The following is a 22,839-nucleotide window of genomic DNA, read 5'->3' on the forward strand; positions in this document are numbered from 1 at the left end:
GTCAGCTCACCACTCCGGTCATGACGCCCACGGGTACGGCGACGAAACCGACCGTGAGCAGCAGCGCGAGGACGTTGGCGATGGTCTTGAGGGCGCGGTCGCGGGTGCGACTGCCGGCGCCGAGGGTCTGGGCGGCGCTCCAGAAGCCGTGCCGGACGTGCATGCCGACGGCGAGCACGGCGACGATGTAGACGACGTTGCCGTACCAGGTCGAGAAGGTGTCCACGACGTTCTGGTAGGGCTTGCCCGTCTCGAAGCCGCCGGTGTGCACGGTGCCGGTGGTCAGGTCCAGGATGTGCCAGACGATGAACAGGGCCAGGATGATCCCGCCCCAGCGCATGGTGCGCGTCGCGTAGCTGGAGCGGGCCTTCTTGTGCACGTACTTGCTGGGCCGCGCCTTGATGTCGCGGCGGCTGAGCTGGTACGCGGAGACGGCGTGGGCGACGACGGCGACGACCAGTACGACGCGGATCAGCCAGAGCGTCCACTCGTAGTGCATGAACGGTTCGCCGACCGTGCGCAGCCAGTGGGCGTAGTGGTTGAACTCGCTCGACCCGAAGAAGATCTTCAGGTTCCCGATCATGTGGGCGACCAGGTAGAGCAGCATGACGAGTCCGCTGATCGCCATCACCGTCTTCTTGCCGACGGTCGAGTCCCACACGGTGCGCGCCATGGACGGCCGTCGGTCCGTCCGCGTTGCCAAAGCCATGGCACAGGACGCTACGGGGGCGAGGGCCCATCGGTCCAAGACATGGAATGCCTCGTTTCCATAGGCCCAGGCTATCGACGACGTATGCTTGCGGCATGCAGTTGCAGCAGCTCCAGTACTTCGTGGCGGTCGCCGAGACCCGGCACTTCACCCGGGCCGCGGAGACGGTCCACGTGGCCCAGCCGTCGCTGTCCCAGCAGATCAGGGCGCTGGAGCGGGAGCTGGGAGCGGACCTGTTCCTGCGGGCGCGGGGCAACATCACGCTCACCGACGCCGGAGAGGCGCTGCTGCCCCTGGCCCGGCGCATCCTGGCCGACGCGGACACCGCCCGTCACGAGGTGCTGGAGCTGGTGCAGTTGCGCCGCGGCCGGGTGCGGCTCGGCGCCACCCCGAGCCTGTGCACCGGTCTGCTCCCCGACGCGCTGCGCGCCTTCCACGACCGCTATCCCGGCATCCGGTTGCTGATCGAGGAGGGCGGCTCGCACGACCTCGTCCGGGAGCTGGCGCGCGGCGCGCTCGACCTCGCCCTGGTCGTGCTGCCGCTGCCCACCGCGTCGCCGGCGCTGACCACGGTGGAGCTGCTGCGGGAGGACCTGGTGGTGGTGTCGTCCCCGGAGTCGCCCCGGCCGGGCGGCGGGCGGCGGGCGGTGCGCATCGCCGACCTGGAGGGCGAGCGCCTGGTGATGTTCCGGCACGGGTACGACCTGCGGGAACTGACCGTGGCCGCGTGCCGCGCCGAGGGCTTCGAACCGGACTTCGCGGTGGAGGGCGGGGAGATGGACGCGGTGCTGGGGTTCGTGCGGGCGGGGCTGGGGATGGCCGTGGTTCCCCGCATGGTCGCGGCCCGGTCGGGGCGGGGGCTGCGGGTCACTCCGCTGGCCCGGCCCGGGCTGCACCGGACGATCGCGTTGGCCCATCGCAGCGACGTGGCTCCGCCTCGGGCGGCTCGCGAGTTGCAGCGGATGCTGCTCGAGCGGTGAGCGCGGCACCCCGGACGGCACCCCGGACGGCACCCCGGACGGCGCCATCGTGATCGGGCGCCATCCGGGACTGCGGGGTCGTCGTGGCTGGTCGCGCCCACGCGGCGGAGCCGCACACCGCCACGGCCCCGCGCTGCCGCGGGGCGCTGCCCCCACGCCGTCGAGAGGGGCGGGGACCACGCCCGTCGAGAGGCGCGGAGACTACGCCGTCGCGTCGACCAGCGCCAGTTCGTGCAGTCGCTCCGGGGGGCCCGGACGGGCGTAATACCAGCCCTGGGCCGTGTCGCAGCCCAGTATGCGCAGTTGCTCGGCCTGCGCGCCGGTCTCCACGCCCTCCACGGTGACCGCGAGGTCCAGGCTGTGGGCCAGGGCGACGATGCCCTCGACGATCTTGAGGTCGACCGGGTCGGCCGGGAACTGCTGCATGCTCTGGGTGAAGGATCGGTCCAGTTTGAGGACGCTCACCGGGAGGCGGCGCAGGTTGGCGAGGTTGGAGTAACCGGTGCCGAAGTCGTCCAGGGCGATGTCGACGCCCATCTCGGCCAGCCGGCGCAGCGGCTTGAGCAGGTCGTCGTCGGCGCCGATCAGCGCCGACTCCGTGACCTCCAGGCACAGCGCGTCGGGCGCGACCCCGGTCCGCTCCAGGATCTCGACGGTGTCCTGGACCAGCCCCGGGTGGGCGAGCTGGCAGGGCGAGAGGTTGACGTTGATGCGCAGCGGGCCGGCGGCGGTCGTCTCGCCGTACCGCTCCCGCCAGGCACGGGCCTGCCGCACGGACTGCTCGAGCACCCAGCGGCCCAGCGGCACGATCAGCCCCGTGTGCTCGGCGAGCGGGATGAACCGGTCCGGGCCCAGCACGCCGTGCTGCGGATGCAGCCAGCGCACCAGCGCCTCGGCGCCGTGCACACTGCCGTCGCCGAGGTGCACGAGCGGCTGGTACTCGATGAAGAACTCGCCCCGCTCCAGGGCCGCCGGCAGCGCGGTCGTCAGGCCGTGCCGGGTGATGACGCGGGCGTCCGCCTCCGGATCGGCCAGCTCGAAGCGGTTGCCGCCCGCCGACTTGGCCCGGTACATGGTGATGTCGGCGCTGCGCAGCACCTCCGCCGGGCTGCGCTCCCCCGCCGGACCCTCGACGATGCCGATGCTGCCGCGCACGGTCAGCTCACGGCCGTCGACGCTGATCGGGGCGAGCAGAGCGTTCATGATGCGCCCGGCGAGTTCGTCGACCTCGCGCCGGGTGCCCGGGCCGGTGGTCAGCGCGACGAACTCGTCGCCCCCGAGCCGGGCGACCATCTCGCCGGGCGCGGTGGCACAGGACTCCAGGCGGTCGGCGACCTCCACGAGCAGCCGGTCGCCGGCCGCGTGGCCGAGGCTGTCGTTGACGGTCTTGAAGCCGTCGAGGTCCAGGTAGCACAGGCCGAAGCGCTGGCCCGGACCCGCGTTCAGGGCCTTCTCCAGACGTTCGAAGAAGAAGCTGCGGTTGGGCAGGCCGGTGAGCGCGTCGTGGGTGGCCTCGTAGCGCAGCCGCAGGTTGAGCAGCCGGCGTTCGGTGGTGTCCTCCATCAGCGCGAGCTGGTATTGCGGGGTGCCGTCGGCGTCGCGCAGCAGGGAGACGGTCAGGTTGGTCCACAGGACCGTTCCGTCGGGGCGGTAGAAGGCCTTCTCCAGGTGGTAGGCCTCGCGCTCGCCGCGCACCAGCTCGTCGTAGAGCCGCCAGGTCTGGGGCGCGTCGTCGGGGTGCGACCACTCCCTGACGTTGCGGCCGCGCAGCGTCGGGTCGGCGATGCCGAACATGCGCATCAGCGCCCCGTTCACCTGGAGGACGTTGCCGTCCAGGTCGGCGATGCCGATGCCTATGGCGGCGCCCTCGAAGACCGCGCGGAAGCGGGCCTCGCTGGCGTGCAGCGCCTGGGCGACCACGCCCTGTGCCTTCAGGGCGGCCTGCGCGATGGCCTCCTGTTCGGCGAGGGTCCGGGCGCGCAGCGCCGCGGCGAATCCGGCCGCCATGGCGTGTTGCAGCCGGGCCGAACGGGCCCGCAGGGCCTCGGGGTCGCCCTCCTCGCCGCAGTAGAGCACGAGGTAGGCGTCGACGCAGTCCAACGTCCGGGCGAGCGCCTCGGGGTCGGTGCAGTGGCAGTCGACGAGCGCGGCGCCGACCGTCCTGGCCTCGTCCGCGTCGAAGCCGCGCGCCCGCAGCACCTCGCTCAGCCGGCGGGCCAGCGGCAGCAGTTGCTCCTCGAACTCCGGCCGGGTCGACGACGTCGTGGTCACCGGGAAGACCGCCCGGCTCCAGATCGTCGCGAACCGGCGCAGTCTGTCCTCCGGCCCGCCCCGTTCCGCGGTCACGCCGTACGCCCCACGCCGGCGAACCCGGAGAACGCATACGGATCCTCGTCCTCCGGCGCCCCCTCGGGCCGCCAGCGCGGCATCGGAACCAGTCCGGGCTCCACCATGTCGTACCCCTCGAAGAACCGCGCGATGTCCTCGCGCGAACGCATGATCAGCGGATTGCGGATGTTTCTGTACACGTCCACCGCGCCCCCGGCCCGCTCCGCGGGCAGCGGGATTCCCTCGTACGAGGCGTGCGTGAGGACGAGCAGGCTGCCGGGCGCGAGCGCGTCGGTCAGCTCGGCCACCGCCGCGTAGGGGTCGTCCGCGTCTTCCACGAAGTGCAGTATGGCAACCAGCAGCAGGGCCACCGGCCGATTCAGGTCGATCAGCCGCTCCACCTGGGGACTGGAGAGGATCTCCCGGGGCTTGAGGAGGTCGGCGGCCACGACGTCCGCTTCGTCGTTGCCCGCCAGGACGGCCTCGCTGTGCGCGACCGCCACCGGGTCGTGGTCGACGTAGACGACGCGGGCACCGGGCCGGCTGCGCCCGGCCACCTCGTGGACGTTGCCGAAGGTGGGGATGCCGGAGCCGATGTCCAGGAACTGGTCGATGCCCTCGTCGGCCGCGAAGCGCACGGCACGGCGCATGAACGCCCGGTTCGCCTGCATGATCTTGGGGAGGCCCGGCATGAACTCCATGGCCTTGCGGGCCGCCTCCCGGTCGACCTCGAAGTTGTGCGAGCCGCCCAGGTAGAAGTCGTAGATCCGGGACACGCTGGGCACCGAGATGTCGATGCTGCGAGGGGCCCAGGCGGGACGCTCCATCTAGCTCTCCAAGGCATTGGCGATCCGGTGTTCGAGCCGAGGCTACTGATCGCCCGCCAAACGGGCGAGCCCAAACGGAAATTGACCATCCGTTCCCGGTCACTGCCTGCGGCACGTGCCTCGTGCCAAGGCACGCCAAAGCGCGCGAACGGGGCCGTCCCCTCCGCCTGGGTACGGAGGGGACGGCCCACGGGTCGCGCACCGAAGGCGAGCGGGCGGGAGGTCGCTACTTCTTCGGCGCGCCGACCGGCTTTCCGTCGGGGGCGACGGCGTACCAGGTGCCGCCGACGCCCTGACCGTTGGTGTCGCCGGCCTTCTTGTCACCGGCGAAGGTGTAGATCGGCCAGCAGTCGACGGTCTGCTGCTCGGCACCGTCGGGCCGGGTGAAGGTCATCAGGTCCTCCTTCACGACGCCCTCGGTGTCATCGGGCTCCACGGGCGCGACGACCGGCCACTTCTCCAGGCAGGCACCGGTACAGGCCGACACCGGCTTCGGCCAGGCCTCGTCCTTCATGAAGCGGTAGACGGTCATCCCGTTCTTGTCGACGACGATCTCGCCGAGCTTCGGGTCCTCGCGGGTGGACAGTCCGGCCGCCTCCTGGGCCTCGGCCTTCTTGCCGTCAGCGGCCAGCGCGTACCACTTGCCGCCGACGCCCTGGCCCTTGACGTCACCGGCCGCGGTGTCCTTGGCGTAGCGGTACGCCGGCCAGCCGCCGATCGTGAGTTGCTTGGTGCCGTCGGGGCGGGTGACTTCGCCGAGCAGGTCCTTGTCGATGCCCTCGCCGGCGAGGGCGTCGTCGGCGGCCACGGGCGGCCAGGCGGTGGCGCAGTCGTTCTCGCACGTCGTCTTGGGCGGCTTGGCGGTGTCCGCGTCGAAGCGGTAGAGGGTGCGGCCCGCGCCGTCGGTCACCAGCTCGCCGATCTCCGCGTTGGTGGAGACGGACAGTTTGCCCGCGGACTCCGGCGGGCTCGCCGACGCCTGCGCGCCGCCCGCGCCGGTCCCGAGTCCGTCGCCGGCTCCGGCACCGATGTTGCCGACGTCGCCGGGCGCGGCGGTGGCGCCGACGTTCTGGCTGCCGGTGGCGCCGCCGTCCTGGCCGCACGCCGTCGTCAGTGCCAGCACCACCGCGGCGCTCGCCACGAGTGAGGCGCTCCGCCAGGAGGTCTTCATCGTCAATCCCCGATCGTCACGAAAGTGTTGGGGCGGCCGCTGCGCCGCCGCACGACACTGGATACGCATGGCGCAGCCGGTTGTGTTCAACGGGACGGCGGTTTTCTTTCCCGGCGCGGAGGTGCCGACGCGGAGGTGCCGGCGCGGAGGTGCCGGCGCGGAGGTGCCGGCGCCGTGATGACCCGGGGGCTCGACGGGCGAGTCCGGTCCGATGCCGAGTCGGTGGCCGCCGCGCCCACCGGCGACGGCGGGGAGCCCGGCGACCACGGCTCGGCCGCCCGCGCCTCCCTCGTAGCGCGTGCCTCGTACCTCGTACTCGGGTGCGAACCCGGGCACAGGCGGGTGTGCGCCGGCCAAACCGCTGGTCGGCGTGTGTCCCTCCTTCGAGGTAATCGTCCGGTAATCGGGCGTGGCCCGGCCCGGCAGGCTTCATGATCTGCGTCGTGCATGGACCCGAACCGACTCGATCCGCCTGCGCCGGACGGGTGTTGGCCCTGGTGACGCTGACGTTCACGCTCGTCGGCGTACCGGTCGGCCCGGCGCAGGCCGACGCCTGCGCGTATGCGTCCACGGGACCGGGCGGCACCGACGCGGTCGCGGCGGCCGGGAGCCAGTCGTGGCCCACCTTTCCGCCGTGCCCCGAGCCCTCACCGGCACCCACTCCCACCCCGACGCCGAAGCCCCCGCCACCGCCGCCACCGCCGCCACCTCCTCCGCCGCCACCGGAGCCCACGCCCCCGCCACCGCCCGCGCCGAAGCCTCCCCGGCCGACGCCGTCCGCCCCGAAGCCCGACCCGCCGTCTCCACCGCCCCCCGCGCCGGCCCGGCCCGCCCCGGCGCCGACACCGAGCCCCGTCCCCGCCCCGACGCCGATCCGCCCCGCGCCTCCCGCGCCCGCCCCGTCGTCGGCCACGCCCACGCCTCGGCCGTCTCTGAGCCCGGTGCACTACCCGCGCTACCGCACCGCCCGGCCGCAGCGGCGGTCCTCGCGCGGGGCCACGTCGCCGCTCGTGTTCGTCCTGCTCATCACGGTGCCCGCGGTGGTCGCCGTCGCCGCGCTCCGTGCGCGCTGATCTCCTGGAGCCCCCTTGCCGGAATGGCTTGTTCTCACCCTCGCGATGCTGGCCGCCTGTGTCGTGGTCGTCATCATCACCCTTCTACGGCACCGCAGGGCGTCCGACGACGAGGACATCACCGAGACCCCGGACGTCATCGAGTACATGACGATGTGGATCGGTGTGGTGTACGCCATCGTCCTGGGCCTGGCCATCGCCGGTGTCTGGGAGGCACGCAGCGCCGCCCAGGACCACGTGCAGGCGGAGGCGGTCGCGCTGCACGAGATCTCGGAACGCGTCCGGGTCTATCCGCCCGACGTCCGTGACCGCATCCGGGAGGATGTCAACGCCTATGTCGGACACGTCGTGTCCACCGAGTGGAAGGTCATGTCCGACCGCGGCGAGGTGACCGACCGGGGAACCGAACTCCTCGACCGCGTCCGCGCGGACGTCACCGACTACGAGCCGAGGACGGACTTCGAGGCCCAGGCGTACCAGCCGCTCGTCGACCAGGTGACCGCGGCGGACCAGGCCCGCATCGCCCGTGCGGAGTCGACCGGGGCGACCATGCCGGGTGTGGTGTGGTTCGGGCTGGTCACGGGGGGCGTCGTCACGGTCGGCATGGTCTTCGCCCTGCAGATCCGGCGCACGGCACGAGAGCTGATCCTCGCCGGGCTGTTCTCGGCGCTGATCGCCTTCCTGCTCTTCCTCATCTGGGACTTCGACGCGCCGTTCAGTCGGGGCGTCGCGGCGTCGACGGATCCGTTCCTGAACCTCTTCCCGGACGCGGAGGGCTGAGATCCTCCGCGCGGGCGAGTCCGTACGGGCTCCCCCGGCTGGTTGCCGGCACCGGAACCAGCCGGGGGACACCCGACACACCGCCACCGTCCCCTGAGCGGCCCACACACTTGCCCCATTCGCGCGACTGCGATCGCGCCGACGCGCACGGCTTCCTAGCGTTTCGGGCATCGAGGTGCATTTCTGGCGCGAGCGGAACAGGTCCGCCGCTGCGCCTCGGGGACCCGGAGGACTCACCATGCGCGCGATACCCGTCGCCTCGGTCGCACTGCTGGGCGTCGCCGCCCTCTCCGCCTGTGTACCGGCCGGGGCTGCCGTCGGGGGAAGCGGTTCGACGTTCGGCTTCACCGTCCATCCCGCCACGGTCGCGCCGGGCGGCGAGGTCACCCTGGGGGTGGGCCGCGGTACCGACGGCTGCCTGGGACGCGTCACCGTCTCGTCGGCGGTGTTCGACACGGTCACCATCCCGCGGCACGAGTCGTCGGCGACGGCGCGGGTCGACCGGGACGCCGGACGCGGGACCGTCCACCAGGTGACGTTCACCTGCGACCGCGAGACCGCAACGGTGAACCTGACCATCGCGGGCGGTCACTCCGACCACCCCGCTGACGGGCCCCGCCACCCCTCCAAGGGCGTGCACGCCGGCGAGGGCGGCAGCGTCGCCGGGTTCGACGTGAAGGAGATCGGGCTCGGCGCCGCGTTCGTCGGGGGCGCCGTCGGAGCGGCCTACCACCTCTCGCGCCGCCGCTCCGGCGAGGACGGCGCCTGACCGCTCCGCGTTCCGCCTACCGGCAGGACTTCGCCCCGGATCCGCGACGGGTCCGGGGCGAAGTCCTGCCGGCGTGCGACGCGCGATGCCGGTAGGCGACGCTCCGGCCGTGCGCCGGCGCGCGCTCCGAAGGGGGCCGGACGGGCCCGCCCCCCGAAGGCGGAACCCGTTCGGTGACGGACGGGGACGGGTCAGATCCGCCGCTCGGACCGGCGACGCATCCAGAACAGGCCGCCACCCGCGACGGCCGCCGCGACGAGCCCGCCGCCGATGGCGATGTCGGTCGGGGTCGCCCCGCTGGAGCTGCTGCCGCCGATGCCGCCGCGCACGCCGCCGATGACGGTGAACGCGGCCGGACGCGTCAGTCGCCTGCCCGAGCAGTTGACGGTGATGTCGTACGAGCCGGGCCTGGCGTCCTCCTTGATGGTGGCGGTGCCCCTGGACGTCTCGTTGGCGCCCCTGACCGGGGTCAGGTGGGTCGTCCGGAACGCGTCCGAGGTCATCGTGCCGCCCTGCGGGCAGCCGTCGACCGTGACGGTCATCTGACCGCCGCGGGCGATCACGCTGGGCAGGGCGACGATGTTGCTCGGCTGGTTGTGGTCGCCGCCGGCGGTGGCCGTGGGGGCGGCCAGCCCGAGGACAGCGACCGCGGCGCCGGCTGCCGCGAGGGCACGAGTGTTACGCATGTGATCCTCCGCGGAAGACGCCCCGGGTCCCGTCCCCGGTCGATCGGCGAGAAAGCGCCTCCCAGAAAGACCCTCAGTTGCCCTGCGCGGAGCCGCATTTCGGGAATGGTCCGTCCTGGTGAGGGGGCATACCGGGCCGGTACCGCGCGAGTGGATATCACCGCAGGTCACGGACCGTCAGAGAGTTCCTGCCGGGGAAATCCCGGATGGCTCACGGAAGGACGCGGGCACCACCCGTTCGCCGCCGCCCCGTCGCCGGTCGGGCGCACGGCGCTTAGCGTGCTCGTATGCGCGGACGACACGGCGACGGCCGGGTCGAGAGGGGATGTCGAATGGATGCGTCCGAGTGGGCCGAAGAGGAGGAGCGGCGGAGGAAGCGCGCTCCCTGGGGCGTGATAGCGCTTGTTCTGCTGACCGGGCTCGCGCTCATCCGGAACGGTTCGGGGGAATTCGACGAGGGCCCGCCGCAGCCGGCCTCGGCCGCCGCCTCCGACACCCGCGTCGCCGGCGGCGACGGCTCCGCCGCCGGTCTGTCGCCGCTGCCGTACTCGGTGCCCGACCGGGTGGGCATCCCCGCCATCCAGGTCGACGCGCCGATCATGCCGGTCGGTCTCGACGCGGACGGCTGGATCGGCGCACCGCCGCCCGAGGACCCGAATCTGGCCGGCTGGTTCACCGGCGCGGTCACCCCCGGGGAAAAGGGCACCGCGGTCGTCGTAGGCCATGTCGACAACAAACAGGGCCCCGCGGTCTTCTACGGGCTCGGGGCTCTGGAAAAGGGAAACAAGGTAGAAGTGCACCGCCAGGACGGAAAGACGGCGGTCTTCGAGATCTACGGCATCGAGGTGTTCGCGAAGGACGATTTCCCCGGCGACCGGGTCTACGCCTCCAAGGGCGGTCCCGAATTGCGGGTCATCACATGCGGCGGCGGTTTCTCCAAGCAGAGCGGATACGAGGGGAACGTCGTCGCCTTCGCGCGCATGACCGGGATCCGCTGACCGACCGGTATCCGCTGACCAGAACCGCTGACCAGGCCCCTGACCGGGACCCGCTCGGCGGAGCCCCGGACGGGCGGGCCCGGCGGCGTCAGACGTACCGCCGCCGGGGGACGGTGAGGTGGTAGCCGGAGTCCAGTAGCTCGGGCAGGTAGGAGCGCAGGGCGCGGACACTCTGCGAGCGGTCGCCCCCGGCGTCGTGCGAGAGCACCACCACGCCGGGGGCGGCGCCGTCCGCCACCCGGTCGACGATGGTCCCGGTGCCGGGGGTGGTCCAGTCGAGGGTGTCCACGGTCCAGGCGAGCGGTTCCATGCCCAGTTCGGCGCCGAGTTGGAAGGCGGCCCGGTTCCACGCCCCGTACGGGGCCCGGAACCACCGGGGCAGCTCTCCGTACGCCTGCTCGACGACCTCGCTCGTCCGCTCCATCTCGGAGCGGATGCGGCGCCGGCCGAGGCGGGTCAGCAGCGGGTGGGACCAGGTGTGGTTGCCGACGACGTGCCCTTCGTCGGCCATCCGGGACAGCAGGTCCCTGTTGTGGTCCGCCATCTCGCCGCAGACGAAGAACGTCGCACGCACGTCGTACTTCGCCAGTGTGTCCAGGATGTCCGGGGTGTAGCGGGGGTCGGGCCCGTCGTCGAAGGTGAGCAGCATCGTGCGCCCCCGGCCCGACATGCGCAGGATCGGCTCGCTGCGTACCGGGGGCCGCGCGGGCGCGGCACGCGGCGCGCCGTATCCGGTCAAGGGCTGGAGGCGGTACGCGGAGGGCTTGAGCGGGCTGCGCGCCGCGGGCCCCGGAGCGGGGGCGACCGGCCGGGCCGGTCCGTCCCCGAGGGCCACCGCGAGCGCGCCGGCGGCGCCCGCCGCTCCCGCGGCCGCGGCGCCGGCGAGCAGTGCGCGGCGTCGAGTCAGCAACTGATCCTTCTTCATGACCCATCAGTCGCCCGGCCGCGGTCCGGCGCACCTGAGCAACACCGGAGCGGCGGCACGGAACCACCCGCACGGCTCAAGATCACGGACGACCGGATACCCTCGCCGCGTGACGGAACAGCACTCCCAGCAGTTCGAACGGGGCACCGACGGACCGAAGGTCATCGTGGCCGGGGTGGACGGCTCCGACTCCTCGCTCCGGGCGGCGGCCTACGCCGGAGGTCTGGCCCGGCGGCAGCGCGCGCTGCTCGCCGTGGTGTACGTGCAGCCGGTACTGGCCTCGGGCGCGGCGCTCGGGGCGCCGGTCGCGGAGACGACCGACGAGATCGCCGAGGGCCTGGTCGCCCAGATCCGGGAGGCGACCGAGCGGACCAAGGGGATATTCGACGTGCGCTGGGAGTTCCACACCTTCCGCGGCGACCCCTACAACGGCCTGGTCAGGGCGGCGGACGAGCTCAAGGCCGACGCCGTGGTGGTGGGCGCCTCCGAGCAGGCCGGACACCGGATCGTCGGCTCCGTCGCGGTGCGGCTGGTGAAGGCGGGGCGCTGGCCCGTGACAGTGGTGCCGTAGCACCCGTCGGAGCGGTGCTTGGGCGGTCCGTGCGTCGCGGCTCCCGTCGCGGGTCGGTGTGCGTCATCATGATCCACCGTCAGCCGTTTGCCATTCACGAAGAGGTGAGGCGCATGGCCGGGTTCCGCATGGGCGAGGGCGTTCTCCGCCGCAAACCCATCGAGCACATCGAGGACACGGAGGGCGGAGAGGGTACCGGCCTGCAACGCACGCTGGGGCTGTGGCAGCTCACCGCGATCGGCGTGGGCGGCATCATCGGGGCGGGCATCTTCACCCTGGCCGGCACGGTCGCCAACGGCACGGCGGGGCCGGCGGTCCTCGTCTCCTTCCTCGTCGCGGGCATCGCGAGCGCGGCGGCCGCGCTGTCGTACGCCGAGTTCGCCGGACTGATCCCGAAGGCGGGTTCCGCCTACACCTACGGTTACGCGGTCCTCGGCGAGCTGGCGGGCTGGTTCATCGGGTGGGACCTGCTCCTGGAGTACACGGCGATCGTGGCGGTGGTCGCGATCGGCATCTCGGGCTACTTCAGCTTCCTGGTCAACGAGATGGGGGCCGACATCCCGAACTGGATGCTGGGTGCGCCCGGCACCGGCGACGGTCACAAGGTCGACCTGTTCGCCGCGCTGCTGTGCCTGCTCATCGCGTACCTGCTGAACCTGGGTATCAAGAACGCGGCCCGGTTCGAGATGGTCGTGGTCGTGCTGAAGGTGCTGGTGGTGCTGCTGGTGATCGCGGTCGGCGTCTTCCACATCGACACCTCGAACTACAACCCGTTCTTCCCCTACGGGATCGGCGGGGCGTTCACCGGTGCGGCCACGGTGTTCTTCGCGGTCTTCGGCTACGACGCCATGTCGACGGCGGCCGAGGAGTCGAAGGACGCCCAGCGGCACATGCCGAAGGCGATCATCTACTCGCTGATCATCTCGATGGTGCTGTACGTGGCCGCCTGCCTGGTGCTGACCGGCATGCAGAACTACAGGGACATCGACAAGGAGAGCGGCTTCTCGACGGCGTTCAAGTCGGTGGGGCTGAGCTCCCTGGCCGACATCATCGCGGTGGGCGCCATCATCGGCATCCTCACCGTGATGTTCACCTTCATGCTGGGCGTCACCCGGGTGTGGTTCTCCATGTCGCGCGACGGGCTGCTGCCCAAGTGGTTCGCCAAGACCCACCCGACACGGCACGTGCCGACCCGGGTCACCTGGATCGTCGGGTTCGCCTCGGCCGCGATCGCCGGGTTCCTGCCGATCGGCGAGGCGGCCGAGCTGACCAACATCGGCATCCTGCTGGCGTTCGTGGTGGTGTGCGCGGCGGTGATCGTGCTGCGCTACCGGCAGCCGGACCTGCCGCGCACCTTCCGCACGCCGTTCATGCCCTTCGTGCCCGCGCTGGGGATCGTCTTCTCGATCTGGCTGATCACGTTCCTGCAGTGGCAGACGTGGGCACGGTTCGCCGTGTGGTTCGCGATCGGACTGGTGATCTACTTCGGGTACTCGTACCGGAAGTCGGAGCTGGCGCGCCGTTAGCGGATACGCGGATACGCGGATACGGAGGAGTCGGCGAGGGTCTCGCCGGGCCTGCCGACGGCCCCGGACCCCGCGGACGACGCCTGGCCTACTCCCCCATCACCAGCCCGTCCCCGGCCGCGCCCCGGCTGAGTACGACGTCGCGGATGCGGTCGCGTACGGCACGCACGTCGGCGCCCTCGTCCAGTGCGCGGTTCAGGTTCACCACCCGGCCGGCGTCGACGTCGAAGAGCTGCGGGACGAACTCGGCCTTGGTAACCCGCCAGCGTTCGCCGGGCCCGGCGGGCGGGGCGGGCGGGGCGAAGGTGAAGCGGCCGATGGTCGACTGGTTGCCGCGCGGGTCGCGGGCACCCTCGCCGTTGATCATCTCGCCCGCGATCTGGTCACCCATCCCGTAGATCACCCAGGTGCCGTTGACCTTCTCGTACGCCTGCGGGACATGGGCGTGTGTGCCGAGGATCAGGTCGATGTCGGGGCGGTCGCCGCTGCGGGCCGCGGTCAGGCTCCGGGCCAGGGCCAACTGGTCCTGGTCGGGCTCGTCCTGCCATTCGGTGCCCCAGTGCAGGGACACGACGACGATGTCCGCGCCGGCCTTCCGGGCGGCCCGGGAGTCCGTGACGATCTGCTCCTCGTCGATCAGGCCGACCGCCCAGGGCTGCCCCTCGGGAATCGGGTGGCCGTTGGTGTGGAGGGTGTAGGCGAGGTGGGCGACGTCGGCCCGGCCCGCGCGCAGGATCGTCGTGGTCCGCGCCTCGGCCTCGGTGCGCGCCGTGCCGGCGTGCCGTACGCCGGCCCGGTCGAGGGCGTCCAGGGTGCGGCGGATGCCGTCGGCGCCGTCGTCGACGCTGTGGTTCGAGGCCGTGGAACAGCCGTCGTAGCCGGTGGCGGCCAGCGCCCTGGCCACTTCCGGCGGGGACTTGAAAAGGGGGTAGCCGCTGTAGTCGCCGTTCGCGCCGTACACGGTCTCCATGTGGCACAGGGCGAGGTCGGCGCGCGAGACGACGGGTTGGGCGCCGGAGAGCATGGGGCGGAAGTCGTAGCCGGTGCCGCCGGCGTCGAAGTGGGCCCGTTCGATGATCGAGTCGTGCGGCAGTACGTCGCCGGAGGCGACCAGGGTGAAGACGCCGGTGTCCGCGGCGGACGGGGCCGGGGCCGGCCGTTGCGGCGGCTCGTGGTCGCGGGCCTGGCAGGCCGCTCCCACGGTGAGAAGGGCGGTCAGGGCAAGGGCCACCTGCCGACTGCGTGTGATCATCCGTTCACTCCGCTGGGGTCGCACACACCGATGAATAGTCACATTTACCTACAAACAGGTAATGAGGCTCCCGGCGCCCCGGGCGGCTCCGACACGCCCATTAGCCCGTCCGGCGTGCGCGAACGGGGTCCGCCGACCGTTCGAACCGGGTGCGCCGACCGTTCGTCGAACCGTTCGTCGACGCGATCGACCGTCCGTCGCACACCCGTGCGCGCGCCCTGTCCCCGGGCTGCGCCCTGCGATGCCATACGGCCATGACGGCCGGAATCACCCTGACGGACAGGACGAACGGGACGACCGCCGAGCACGAGCTCGCCGCACTGCAGCGCGAGCACGGCCGGCCGCTCTTCGCGCTGCTGCTGCGGCTCAGCGACGGCGACCGGCAGCGTGCCGAGGACCTCGTGCAGGAGACCCTGGTCCGCGCCTGGCAGCATCCCGAGGCCCTGCGCGCCGACGACTTCGACTCGGTGCGGCCGTGGCTGCTCACCGTGGCCCGGCGCCTCGCGATCGACGCGCGCCGGGCGCGGCAGGCACGCCCCGCCGAGGTCGGCGACGCCGTGCTGGAGAACGCGCGGGTCTGCGCCGATCACGCCGAACGGGCCGCCGCGGCCCTGGACGTGCGCGAGGCTGTGAAGACTCTCACCCCCGAGCACCGTGAAGTCCTGGTGCTGGTGTACTTCCAGGGGGCGAGTGTGGCGGAAGCCGCGGCAGCCCTGGGCATCCCGCCGGGTACCGTGAAGTCCCGCGCGTACTACGCGCTGCGCGCCCTCCGCCGGGTGCTACCGGGATACGCCGCCGACCTGCGCTGAAACCGACCGGATGGTCAAGCCTCCGTAAAGCGCCTTGCCCCGGACCCCGGTTGAGTAATCGGCTGTCCTCATCCGTGTTCCGGACGGGGACCCATGACCCGGGTCGGGCGACGCGCACGCACCGGAGGAAGGCAGGAAGGGATGCCGCACAGAGGCCAAGAGAGCACGGACGACACCGGCGGGGGCGAACTGACCGTTCCCATGGCGTGGTTGTACGCCGAGTACATCGCCGACGAGCTGCTGCGGACCGGCGACCTGATGCCGCCCACGTCCTTCGAGTTCCGCGCCGGGCGCGACGCCCTGGCGCTGACCGTCTTCCTGTCCGACACCGACGACGAGCTCGGTGGCATCCGGGTCATCACCCAGATGGAGACCTGGCTGTCGCTGACCGCCTACGACCAGCCGTGGCACGAGTGGGTGCGGTTGCGGCTGGCCGAGGTCACGGCCGACGCGGTGGCCGCCGGTCGGCGATCGCCGGACCTGGAGCTGGCCCGGGAGGCCTGGCGCTGGCTCCAGGAGACCGAGCTGCTCGCCCCCGACCTGAACGCGGTCCCGGGCGGGGCGGTGAGCGGGGAGGACGAGGGGCCCAAGGTGTGGACGCCGGCGTGGCAGCTAGGGCTGCCGCTCGGCCACCTGGCCATCCATCTCTTCTAGGCTCCGGGCCCGGTTCCCGGGAGTCGGGCCCCCGCTGCACGAACTTCTTCCAGAACGGACCAATCCACGGGCCCGGCCGCTCCGAATCCCTTGATTGCCATTCTGTCCGTGGCTTGAGTGATTCGGCTGTCCGGTGCGTACGGGTGGGAGCAAGGAGTAACCCCACCCGCACCCAACGGCACGAGGATTCGGCATGAGGTCCCTGGAAAGGCATCGTGACGTCGGCGCCTACGCGCTCGGCGTGCTGGACGAGGCGGAAGCGTTCCGCTTCGAGGACCACCTCATGGAGTGCCCCCGGTGCGCGGCGCAGGTGACCGAATTCGGCCCCGCCACCCGTCAGTTGATGCTGTACCGGCGGGCGACGCCACGTCTCGTCCACCCCATGACCAGGCCCGGACCGAGGCTGCTGGACCGCCTGCTGACCGAGGTGGCGGCGCGCCGCCGGGCCGGCCGCAGGCGGGTGCTGTACGCCGTGGCCGCCGCGGTCGTGTGCGCCGTGGCCGGTCCGGGCGTCGTCATCTACGCGGAGCAGGGCGACCCGGCGGTGCGGGTCACCGCGACCGACGAGCGGTCCGGGGTGTGGGCACGGGTCACCACCGAGGACGAGGCCTGGGGCACCGACGTGGAACTCGAGGTCAGGGACGGGGCGGGGCCCCGTTCCTGCCGGCTGGTCGCCGTCGGTCACGACGGCACGGAGCAGACGGTCACGAGCTGGAACGTCCCCGGGCACGACGCCCGGCCCAGCACCATGCGCGGCGGGGCCGCCCTGCACCCCGGTCAGATCGCCCGCTACGAGGTACGGACCGCGGACGGGGAACACCTGGTGACGCTCCCCGCCGGATGACCGGACAGGGGCGCGGCGGGCGCCCCTACTTGAGCAGCCGGGACAGCCGCCGGTCCGCCAGTGGCTTGCCGCCGGTCTGGCAGGTCGGACAGTACTGGAGCGAGGAGTCGCTGAAGGAGACCTCGCGAACGGTGTCGCCGCACACCGGGCAGGGCTCGCCGGTGCGGCCGTGTACGCGCAGCCCGCTCCTCTTCTCGGCCTTGAGCCGGCCGGCGGCGATGCCCCGGGAGCGTTCGACCGCCTCGGTGAGCGTGTCCCGCAGCGCGGCGTACAGCCGCGCGGTCTCCTCGTCGGTGAGCGACGCGGCCAGCTTGAAGGGGGACATTTTCGCCGCATGCAGGATCTCGTCGCTGTACGCGTTCCCCACGCCCGCGATCAGGCTCTGGTCGCGCAGGGCGCCCTTGAGCTGCCGCCGCTCGCCTTCGAGGAGAGCGGCGAGACGCGCCTCGTCGAAGTCGTCCGCGAGCGGGTCGGGGCCGAGCCGGGCCACACCGGGCACCTGCTGCGGGTCGCCCACGACGTACACGGCGAGCCGCTTCTGCGTGCCCGCCTCCGTCAGGTCGAAGCCGGCACCGGTCTCCAGGGCGACACGCAGCGCGAGCGGGCCCTTGCCGGGGCGGGGGAGGCCGCTGGGGAGGCTGTCCTTCCAGTGCAGCCAGCCCGCGCGGGCCAGATGGGTCACCAGGTGCGGGCCGCCGGCGGTCTCGACGTCGAGGAACTTGCCGTGGCGGTGCACCGCGGTCACCTGGTGGCCCTCCAGGGCGGTGAGCGGCGGGTCGTACGTCTTCAGGACGCTGATCGCCACGGGCAGGACACGGACGATCTCACGGCCGGTGAGGTGCTCGGTCAGGAAGTTGCGGAGCGCCTCGACCTCGGGCAGTTCGGGCATACGTCCAGAGTGCCACCGGAGACCGGCGGTGCCAGTGGGGCTCAGCCCGCGCGGTGGGACACCACGAACTCGGACCACACGCATTTGCCGCCGCCGCGCGCCTCCACGCCCCATTCGTCGGCGAGCGCCTCGACCAGGAGCAGCCCGCGTCCGGAGACACCGGAGTCACCGGCCTCGCGGCGGCGCGGCAGGGCGCTGGAGGAGTCCTCGACCTCGACCCGCAGCTTGCGGTCGGTGCCGGTGAGCAGGCGCAGGGTGACGATGGCGGAGCCCTCGGTGTGCATGAGGGCGTTGGTGACCAGTTCGTCGGCGACCAGCTCGATCTCGTCGCTCCGGCCCGCGGCGCCCCAGGCGCGGACGGCGGCGCGGATCATGTGCCGGGCCTCGGTGAGGGCCTCGGGGTCGCCGGGGGACACGTGCTGCTGGAGCCGGCCGAAGGTCCTCGGGGCACCCGTTCCGTGGCGGCGCAGCAGGAGCAGCGCCACGTCGTCGTCGCCGCGGCGCTCCTCGGCCACGTCGATGAGCCGGTCGGCCAGGTCCCGCACGTCCTGGGGACCGGAGGCGACCAGCGCCGTGAGGACCTCCATCCCCTCGTCGAGGTCGGCGCCCGGCTGTTCGACCAGACCGTCGGTGCACAGCAGCAGCGCGTTGCCCGGGTCCAGCTCCACGGTGGAGACCGGGTAGGCGAGGCGCCCGAACTCGGCGGACAGGCCGAGCGGCAGCCCGCCCTCGACGGGGACGCGGCGGCAGGAACCGTCGCGGTGCCGCAGCAGTGGGTCGATGTGCCCGGCGCGGACCATCTGGACCACTCCGGTGCCCAGGTCGGCCTCCGCGTACAGGCAGGTCGCGAAGCGGTCGGTGTCGAGTTCGTGGAGGAAGACGGAGGCCCGCGCCATCACCGTGGCCGGGGGGTGGCCCTCGGCGGCGTAGGCGCGCAGCACGATGCGCAACTGGCCCATGACGGCGGCGGCGTGCGTGTCGTGGCCCTGGACGTCGCCGATGACGGCGCCGACCCGGCCGCCGGGCAGCGGGATCAGGTCGTACCAGTCACCGCCGATGTCGCGGCCGAGGGCACCGCCGATGGTGGCCGCGCGGTAGCGCACGGCTACGTCGCAGCCGGGCACGCTGGGGATGGTGCGCGGCAGCATGGCCTGCTGGAGGCCCTCGGCGAGGTCCATCTCCTGCTCGTAGAGCATGGCCCGCTGCAGGCTCTGCGCGATGCCGCTGCCGAGCGCGACGAGTACGTTGCGGTCCTCCGCCGAGAAGCCGCGCCGGTCGCTGTAGAGCAGCCCGATCGCCCCGATCGGCCGAGCCTGGGCGATCAGCGGCAGGTAGGCGGCCGCAGTGATGTTCAGGTGGGTGATGCTCTGCCACAGGCCGGGATAGCGCTCCGCGAAGTCCTCCGGCGACTCGATGAAGCGGGGGCTGAGGGTGCGTACGGCCTCGCTCATAGGGTACGGCTCGTCGATCCGGGTGACGCGGGTGCCGGGGACGAAGCTGTCGTCGGGGCCGTCGGCGACCAGCCGGATGCGGCCGGCCTCGACCAGGCCCATGACGAGGCTGGTGGCGCCCAGGCGGGTGAGGCCGTGGGTATCCCGCAGGACCTCGATGACGTCGTCCACCGTGCGGGCGTGCGCGAGTGCGGCCGTGGCGAGCTGGACGACGTTGGTGAGCCGGCGGCGGGCCTCGTCCTGTGCGGCCTGCTCGCGGCGGGCCTCGATGTCGGCGACCTCCTGGGTGGCGTCGCGGACGATGCCGATGATCCGGCGGGGGCGGCCCGTCTCGTCGCGCCGGATGTAGCCCTGGGTGCGGGTCCAGCGCAGGGTGCCGTCGCGGCAGCGCAGGCGGAAGTAGGTGCCGTAGTTCTCGCTGCCGTCCTTCATGGCCTGGGCGACCAGGGCGTCCAGGCGGCTCCCCTCGGCCGCGGGGACGCGCATGGCCAGCGACTCGGGGCGGCCGTCGTACTCCTCGGGGCGCAGGTCGAACACCTCGTAGGCCTGCGCGTCCATGTGGAACAGTCCCGTGTCCAGGTCCCAGTCGAAGCTGCCCATGCGGTTGAGCGCCAGGATCGGGTCCGGGTGGGCGGGCCAGTCGTCCGGGAGTGACAGGGCACTCGCTCCCCGATCAGCCATGGGCCCCACCTTGCCAGGATTTGCCTGATTCTTCGACTCGTTCGGCATCGTCGGATTGTCAGAAGACATCCGCGGAAGTGCCGCCGCCGGGCAGGTCGGGGGCGTCCGGAACGCTCTCCGGGGCGGGCTCGGCCGAGTCTTCGGCGGGTGCGTCGTCCGGGTACGTGTCCGGGGATGTGTCCTCGTACGTGTCCGGGAACGCGTCAGGGGATGTGTCCTCGTATGTGTCCGGGAACGCGTCCAGGGATGTGCCCTCGTGCGTTCCCCCGTACGTGTCCTCCTGCGTTCCCCCGTACGTTCCCCCGTACGTTTCCCCGCGCATCTCGTCGTACGTGTTTTCGTGGCCCCCTTCGTATGTCCCCTCGCGCACCTCTTCCGGGCCCGGTGAGGTGCTGGGCGCGTCGGCCGCCGGGGTGGCGGGCGGCGCGGACGGTGCCGAAGTCGCCGTCGGCTTGCCGGTGGCCCACGCGGGTGCGGGGACGGGCCGGTCGTGGCGGGTGTCGTGGCCGAGCCGCCGCTCGATCCAGGTGTCGTCCACGGCGCTGACGAGGGTGAGGCCGGTGATCGTCCGGGGTGCCGGGGTCACGGTGACCACCTCGGAGGGCCGGTAGCCGGGCCAGGGCAGGCCGCGGGTGACGGCCCCGTCGCCGACCGCGGCCGGCGCCTTCAGCGGGTTGCCGCAGGCGCAGCGGACGCGCGGCACGCCCCGGTCGTCGACGAGGACGGCGGTGCCCGCCTGGAGGACCGCCTGGTACGCGGTGGCCCGGCCGTCCCGGTAGCCGTGGTTGGTGACCCGGGTGTCGGCGCGCAGCACGACCGGGGTGAGTCCCCGCAGGTGGCCGGGGACCGCCGGGGCGGAGATCCCGGCGACCCCGGCGAATGCCCGGGTCCGGGCCGGGTGCGCGGCCAGATGGCCGATCTGCCGGGTGACGTCGCAGTTGCCGACGTGCCGGATGCCGCCGTAGAGGCCGGGCGTTCCGCCCGAGAGGGGACGCAGCCCGTCGAGCGCGACGGGCGCGCCGCCCGCCGCCGCGGACCCCGGCGTTCGGGCGGCCGGGGGCGGGGTAGCCGTCGAGACGGCCGTGGAGTCGGTGAACGGGTTCGGGCCCTGGGCGGCGACCGGTTGGAGGTGGAGCACTCCGCCCGGTTCGGCGGCCGGGTCGCCGTCGGCACCGGCGGCACCGCAGCCGGTGGCGCCGGCCAGGAGCGCCAGCGAGAGCAGGCAGGCGGCACCGGAGGGGCCGAGAGGTGTCCGCACCGGGCACTCCTGTCGGTCGGGGAAGGACGATCCACGGGAAGGACGAGCAACGGCAACGATTCAGCTAGTGGGGCAATCAAGACAACCGGCCACTATTGTCTGCTTCGCCCGCCCATGTCACGCAACCGGAACGGCCGGGCACGCGGAGTGACGTGCCGGGGAGTGACACACCGGAGAGGAACGCACGCTAGGAGCGCGGCCGTGGAGTGGTTCACCGCACCCGACTACTGGCTGAGCCGGCTGGTCTTCCAGCGGGCCCTGGCGGTCATGTACCTGGTCGCGTTCCTGACGGCGGCACTGCAGTTCCGTCCGCTGCTGGGCGAGCGGGGTCTGCTGCCCGTGCCCCGGTTCGTGGAGCGGGTGCCGTTCAAGCGGGCGCCGAGCCTGTTCCAGCTCCGCTACTCGGACCGGCTCTTCGCGGCCGTGGCCTGGGCGGGCTGCGCGGTGTCGGCGGCGCTGGCGGCGGGGCTGGACTCGCTGCTGCCGCTGTGGGGCGCGATGCTGCTGTGGCTGATGCCGTGGGTCCTGTACCTGTCGATCGTCAATGTCGGGCAGACCTGGTACGCGTTCGGCTGGGAGTCGCTGCTGCTGGAGACCGGATTCGTCGCCGTGTTCCTAGGCAACGACGAGGTGGCGCCCCCGGTCGTCGTGCTGTTCCTGCTGCGCTGGCTGCTGTTCCGGGTCGAGTTCGGGGCGGGGCTGATCAAGATGCGGGGCGACGAGTGCTGGCGGAAGCTGACCTGCCTGGACCACCATCACGAGACCCAGCCGATGCCGGGCCCGCTGAGCTGGTTCTTCCACCACCTCCCCCGGCCCCTGCACCGGGTCGAGGTGGCCGCGAACCACGTCACGCAGCTCGTGGTGCCCTTCCTGCTGTTCACCCCGCAGCCCGTCGCGACGGCCGCCGCCGCGCTGATGATCGTGACCCAGCTCTGGCTGGTGCTGTCGGGCAACTTCTCCTGGCTGAACTGGATCACCATCGTGCTGGCCCTGTCCGCGGTCCGGTTCCCGGCCGATCCGCCGTCCGTGTCCGCCGCGCCGCTCTGGTACGTGATCGTGGTCCTCGCGGTGGCTGCGCTGCTGGTGTTCCTCAGCCACCGGCCGGTCCGCAACATGATCTCCCGGCGCCAGGTGATGAACCGCTCCTTCGACTCGCTCCACCTGGTCAACACCTACGGCGCCTTCGGGACCGTCAGCCGAATCCGCTACGAGGTGGTGGTCGAGGGCACCACCGACGAGGTGGCACGCGAGGACGGGGACTGGCGGGAGTACGAGTTCAAGGGCAAGCCCGGCGATCCGCGGCGCTGGCCGCGCCAGTTCGCGCCCTACCACCTGCGGCTGGACTGGCTGATGTGGTTCGCGGCGCTGTCGCCCTCGTACGCCGGCTCGTGGTTCGGCACGTTCGTGGAACGGCTGCTGGAGAACGACCGGGCGACGCTGAGGCTGCTGCGCCGCTCGCCGTTCGCGCCCGACACGCCGCCGCGCTTCGTCCGCGCCCGGCTGTTCCGCTACCGGTACACGACGTGGCGCGAGCTGCGGGAGACGGGCGCGTGCTGGGAGCGGACGTACGTGCGGGAGTACCTGCCACCGACTCGGCTGGTGGGCAGCGGCCGGCCGTCGTGACGGGTGGACGGGCCCGGCCTGCCGGGCAGGCCGGG

21 protein-coding genes are annotated in these 22,839 nt (G+C 72.3%); 11 read left to right on the forward strand and 10 right to left on the reverse strand.

The genetic code is table 11. The features are described 5' to 3' along the window. Position 1: 1 nt before the first annotated feature. On the reverse strand, positions 2–673 hold the full coding sequence (locus B1H29_RS04030; protein WP_055421071.1) for a succinate dehydrogenase: 672 nt from the start codon (positions 671–673) through the stop codon (positions 2–4). A gap of 131 nt (positions 674–804) precedes the next feature. Here B1H29_RS04030 and B1H29_RS04035 point away from each other — a divergent pair, with 131 nt between their 5' ends. Further along, on the forward strand, positions 805–1,689 hold the full coding sequence (locus tag B1H29_RS04035) for a LysR family transcriptional regulator (protein ID WP_055421070.1): 885 nt from the start codon (positions 805–807) through the stop codon (positions 1,687–1,689). Positions 1,690–1,890: 201 nt separating this feature from the next. On the opposite strand, the gene rmdA is transcribed toward B1H29_RS04035, so the two are convergent. The 3 genes from rmdA to B1H29_RS04050 all read right to left on the reverse strand — a co-directional run bounded on the left by rmdA (position 1,891) and on the right by B1H29_RS04050 (position 6,015). Further along, entirely contained in the window at positions 1,891–4,035 is a 2,145-nt protein-coding gene (gene rmdA / locus B1H29_RS04040) for a cyclic Di-GMP phosphodiesterase RmdA (protein ID WP_055421069.1), read from the reverse strand. Then, positions 4,032–4,844 carry an SAM-dependent methyltransferase gene (locus tag B1H29_RS04045; protein ID WP_055421068.1) on the reverse strand — a complete coding sequence of 271 codons (813 nt, stop codon included), beginning with the start codon at positions 4,842–4,844 and terminating at the stop codon, positions 4,032–4,034. Before B1H29_RS04045 ends, rmdA begins: the two co-directional genes overlap by 4 nt. Positions 4,845–5,070: 226 nt before the next feature. Continuing rightward, positions 5,071–6,015 carry an SCO0930 family lipoprotein gene (locus B1H29_RS04050; protein WP_055421067.1) on the reverse strand — a complete coding sequence of 315 codons (945 nt, stop codon included), beginning with the start codon at positions 6,013–6,015 and terminating at the stop codon, positions 5,071–5,073. A gap of 941 nt (positions 6,016–6,956) precedes the next feature. Here B1H29_RS04050 and B1H29_RS39800 point away from each other — a divergent pair. The 3 genes from B1H29_RS39800 to B1H29_RS04065 all read left to right on the forward strand — a co-directional run bounded on the left by B1H29_RS39800 (position 6,957) and on the right by B1H29_RS04065 (position 8,637). Then, positions 6,957–7,088, forward strand: coding sequence for a hypothetical protein (locus tag B1H29_RS39800; protein ID WP_267891992.1), 132 nt, complete (start codon positions 6,957–6,959; stop codon positions 7,086–7,088). Positions 7,089–7,103: 15 nt separating this feature from the next. Beyond that, positions 7,104–7,868, forward strand: coding sequence for a DUF4239 domain-containing protein (locus B1H29_RS04060; RefSeq protein WP_079160004.1), 765 nt, complete (start codon positions 7,104–7,106; stop codon positions 7,866–7,868). Positions 7,869–8,106: 238 nt separating this feature from the next. After that, entirely contained in the window at positions 8,107–8,637 is a 531-nt protein-coding gene (locus B1H29_RS04065) for a hypothetical protein (RefSeq protein WP_055421065.1), read from the forward strand. A 191-nt stretch (positions 8,638–8,828) separates the two neighbouring features. Here B1H29_RS04065 and B1H29_RS04070 read toward each other — a convergent pair whose 3' ends face one another. Then, positions 8,829–9,323: a hypothetical protein gene (locus tag B1H29_RS04070; protein WP_055421064.1), complete on the reverse strand. Its 495-nt coding sequence runs from the start codon at positions 9,321–9,323 to the stop codon at positions 8,829–8,831. Between the two features lie 332 nt (positions 9,324–9,655). Between B1H29_RS04070 and B1H29_RS04075 the strand changes: the two genes are divergently transcribed. Continuing rightward, positions 9,656–10,321 carry a class F sortase gene (locus tag B1H29_RS04075; RefSeq protein WP_055421063.1) on the forward strand — a complete coding sequence of 222 codons (666 nt, stop codon included), beginning with the start codon at positions 9,656–9,658 and terminating at the stop codon, positions 10,319–10,321. An 88-nt stretch (positions 10,322–10,409) separates the two neighbouring features. Here the strand turns inward: B1H29_RS04075 and B1H29_RS04080 are convergent, their stop codons facing one another. Beyond that, positions 10,410–11,246: a polysaccharide deacetylase family protein gene (locus B1H29_RS04080; RefSeq protein ID WP_055421062.1), complete on the reverse strand. Its 837-nt coding sequence runs from the start codon at positions 11,244–11,246 to the stop codon at positions 10,410–10,412. 109 nt (positions 11,247–11,355) lie between these two features. Between B1H29_RS04080 and B1H29_RS04085 the strand changes: the two genes are divergently transcribed. Beyond that, the gene (locus B1H29_RS04085) at positions 11,356–11,817 is read left to right on the forward strand and encodes a universal stress protein (RefSeq protein ID WP_055421061.1); all 462 of its coding nucleotides are present in this window, start codon (positions 11,356–11,358) and stop codon (positions 11,815–11,817) included. A gap of 113 nt (positions 11,818–11,930) precedes the next feature. After that, positions 11,931–13,343: an amino acid permease gene (locus B1H29_RS04090; RefSeq protein ID WP_055421060.1), complete on the forward strand. Its 1,413-nt coding sequence runs from the start codon at positions 11,931–11,933 to the stop codon at positions 13,341–13,343. 88 nt (positions 13,344–13,431) lie between these two features. On the opposite strand, the gene B1H29_RS04095 is transcribed toward B1H29_RS04090, so the two are convergent. Then, positions 13,432–14,595, reverse strand: a complete 1,164-nt coding sequence (locus tag B1H29_RS04095; protein WP_055421059.1) for a CapA family protein — start codon at positions 14,593–14,595, stop codon at positions 13,432–13,434. A gap of 254 nt (positions 14,596–14,849) precedes the next feature. On the opposite strand from B1H29_RS04095, the gene B1H29_RS04100 reads away from it, so the two are divergent. The 3 genes from B1H29_RS04100 (at position 14,850) to B1H29_RS04110 (ending at position 16,902) form a co-directional block, all read left to right on the forward strand. Beyond that, on the forward strand, positions 14,850–15,404 hold the full coding sequence (locus tag B1H29_RS04100; protein WP_055421597.1) for a sigma-70 family RNA polymerase sigma factor: 555 nt from the start codon (positions 14,850–14,852) through the stop codon (positions 15,402–15,404). A gap of 141 nt (positions 15,405–15,545) precedes the next feature. Further along, positions 15,546–16,058 carry a hypothetical protein gene (locus B1H29_RS04105; protein ID WP_055421058.1) on the forward strand — a complete coding sequence of 171 codons (513 nt, stop codon included), beginning with the start codon at positions 15,546–15,548 and terminating at the stop codon, positions 16,056–16,058. Between the two features lie 193 nt (positions 16,059–16,251). Beyond that, positions 16,252–16,902 (forward strand): zf-HC2 domain-containing protein, encoded by a 651-nt coding sequence (locus B1H29_RS04110; protein WP_055421057.1) that lies wholly within the window; start codon positions 16,252–16,254, stop codon positions 16,900–16,902. 25 nt (positions 16,903–16,927) lie between these two features. Here the strand turns inward: B1H29_RS04110 and B1H29_RS04115 are convergent, their stop codons facing one another. The 3 genes from B1H29_RS04115 to B1H29_RS04125 are packed head-to-tail and all read right to left on the reverse strand — an operon-like array spanning position 16,928 to position 21,181. After that, positions 16,928–17,791: an Fpg/Nei family DNA glycosylase gene (locus B1H29_RS04115; RefSeq protein WP_055421056.1), complete on the reverse strand. Its 864-nt coding sequence runs from the start codon at positions 17,789–17,791 to the stop codon at positions 16,928–16,930. Between the two features lie 41 nt (positions 17,792–17,832). Continuing rightward, the gene (locus B1H29_RS04120) at positions 17,833–19,923 is read right to left on the reverse strand and encodes a SpoIIE family protein phosphatase (RefSeq protein WP_055421055.1); all 2,091 of its coding nucleotides are present in this window, start codon (positions 19,921–19,923) and stop codon (positions 17,833–17,835) included. A 58-nt stretch (positions 19,924–19,981) separates the two neighbouring features. Then, positions 19,982–21,181, reverse strand: a complete 1,200-nt coding sequence (locus B1H29_RS04125; RefSeq protein WP_055421054.1) for a DUF6777 domain-containing protein — start codon at positions 21,179–21,181, stop codon at positions 19,982–19,984. Positions 21,182–21,382: 201 nt separating this feature from the next. On the opposite strand from B1H29_RS04125, the gene B1H29_RS04130 reads away from it, so the two are divergent. Further along, entirely contained in the window at positions 21,383–22,804 is a 1,422-nt protein-coding gene (locus B1H29_RS04130; protein WP_055421053.1) for a lipase maturation factor family protein, read from the forward strand. Positions 22,805–22,839 lie beyond the last annotated feature (35 nt).

Source organism: Streptomyces pactum, assembly GCF_002005225.1.
GTDB classification, from domain to species: domain Bacteria; phylum Actinomycetota; class Actinomycetes; order Streptomycetales; family Streptomycetaceae; genus Streptomyces; species Streptomyces pactum_A.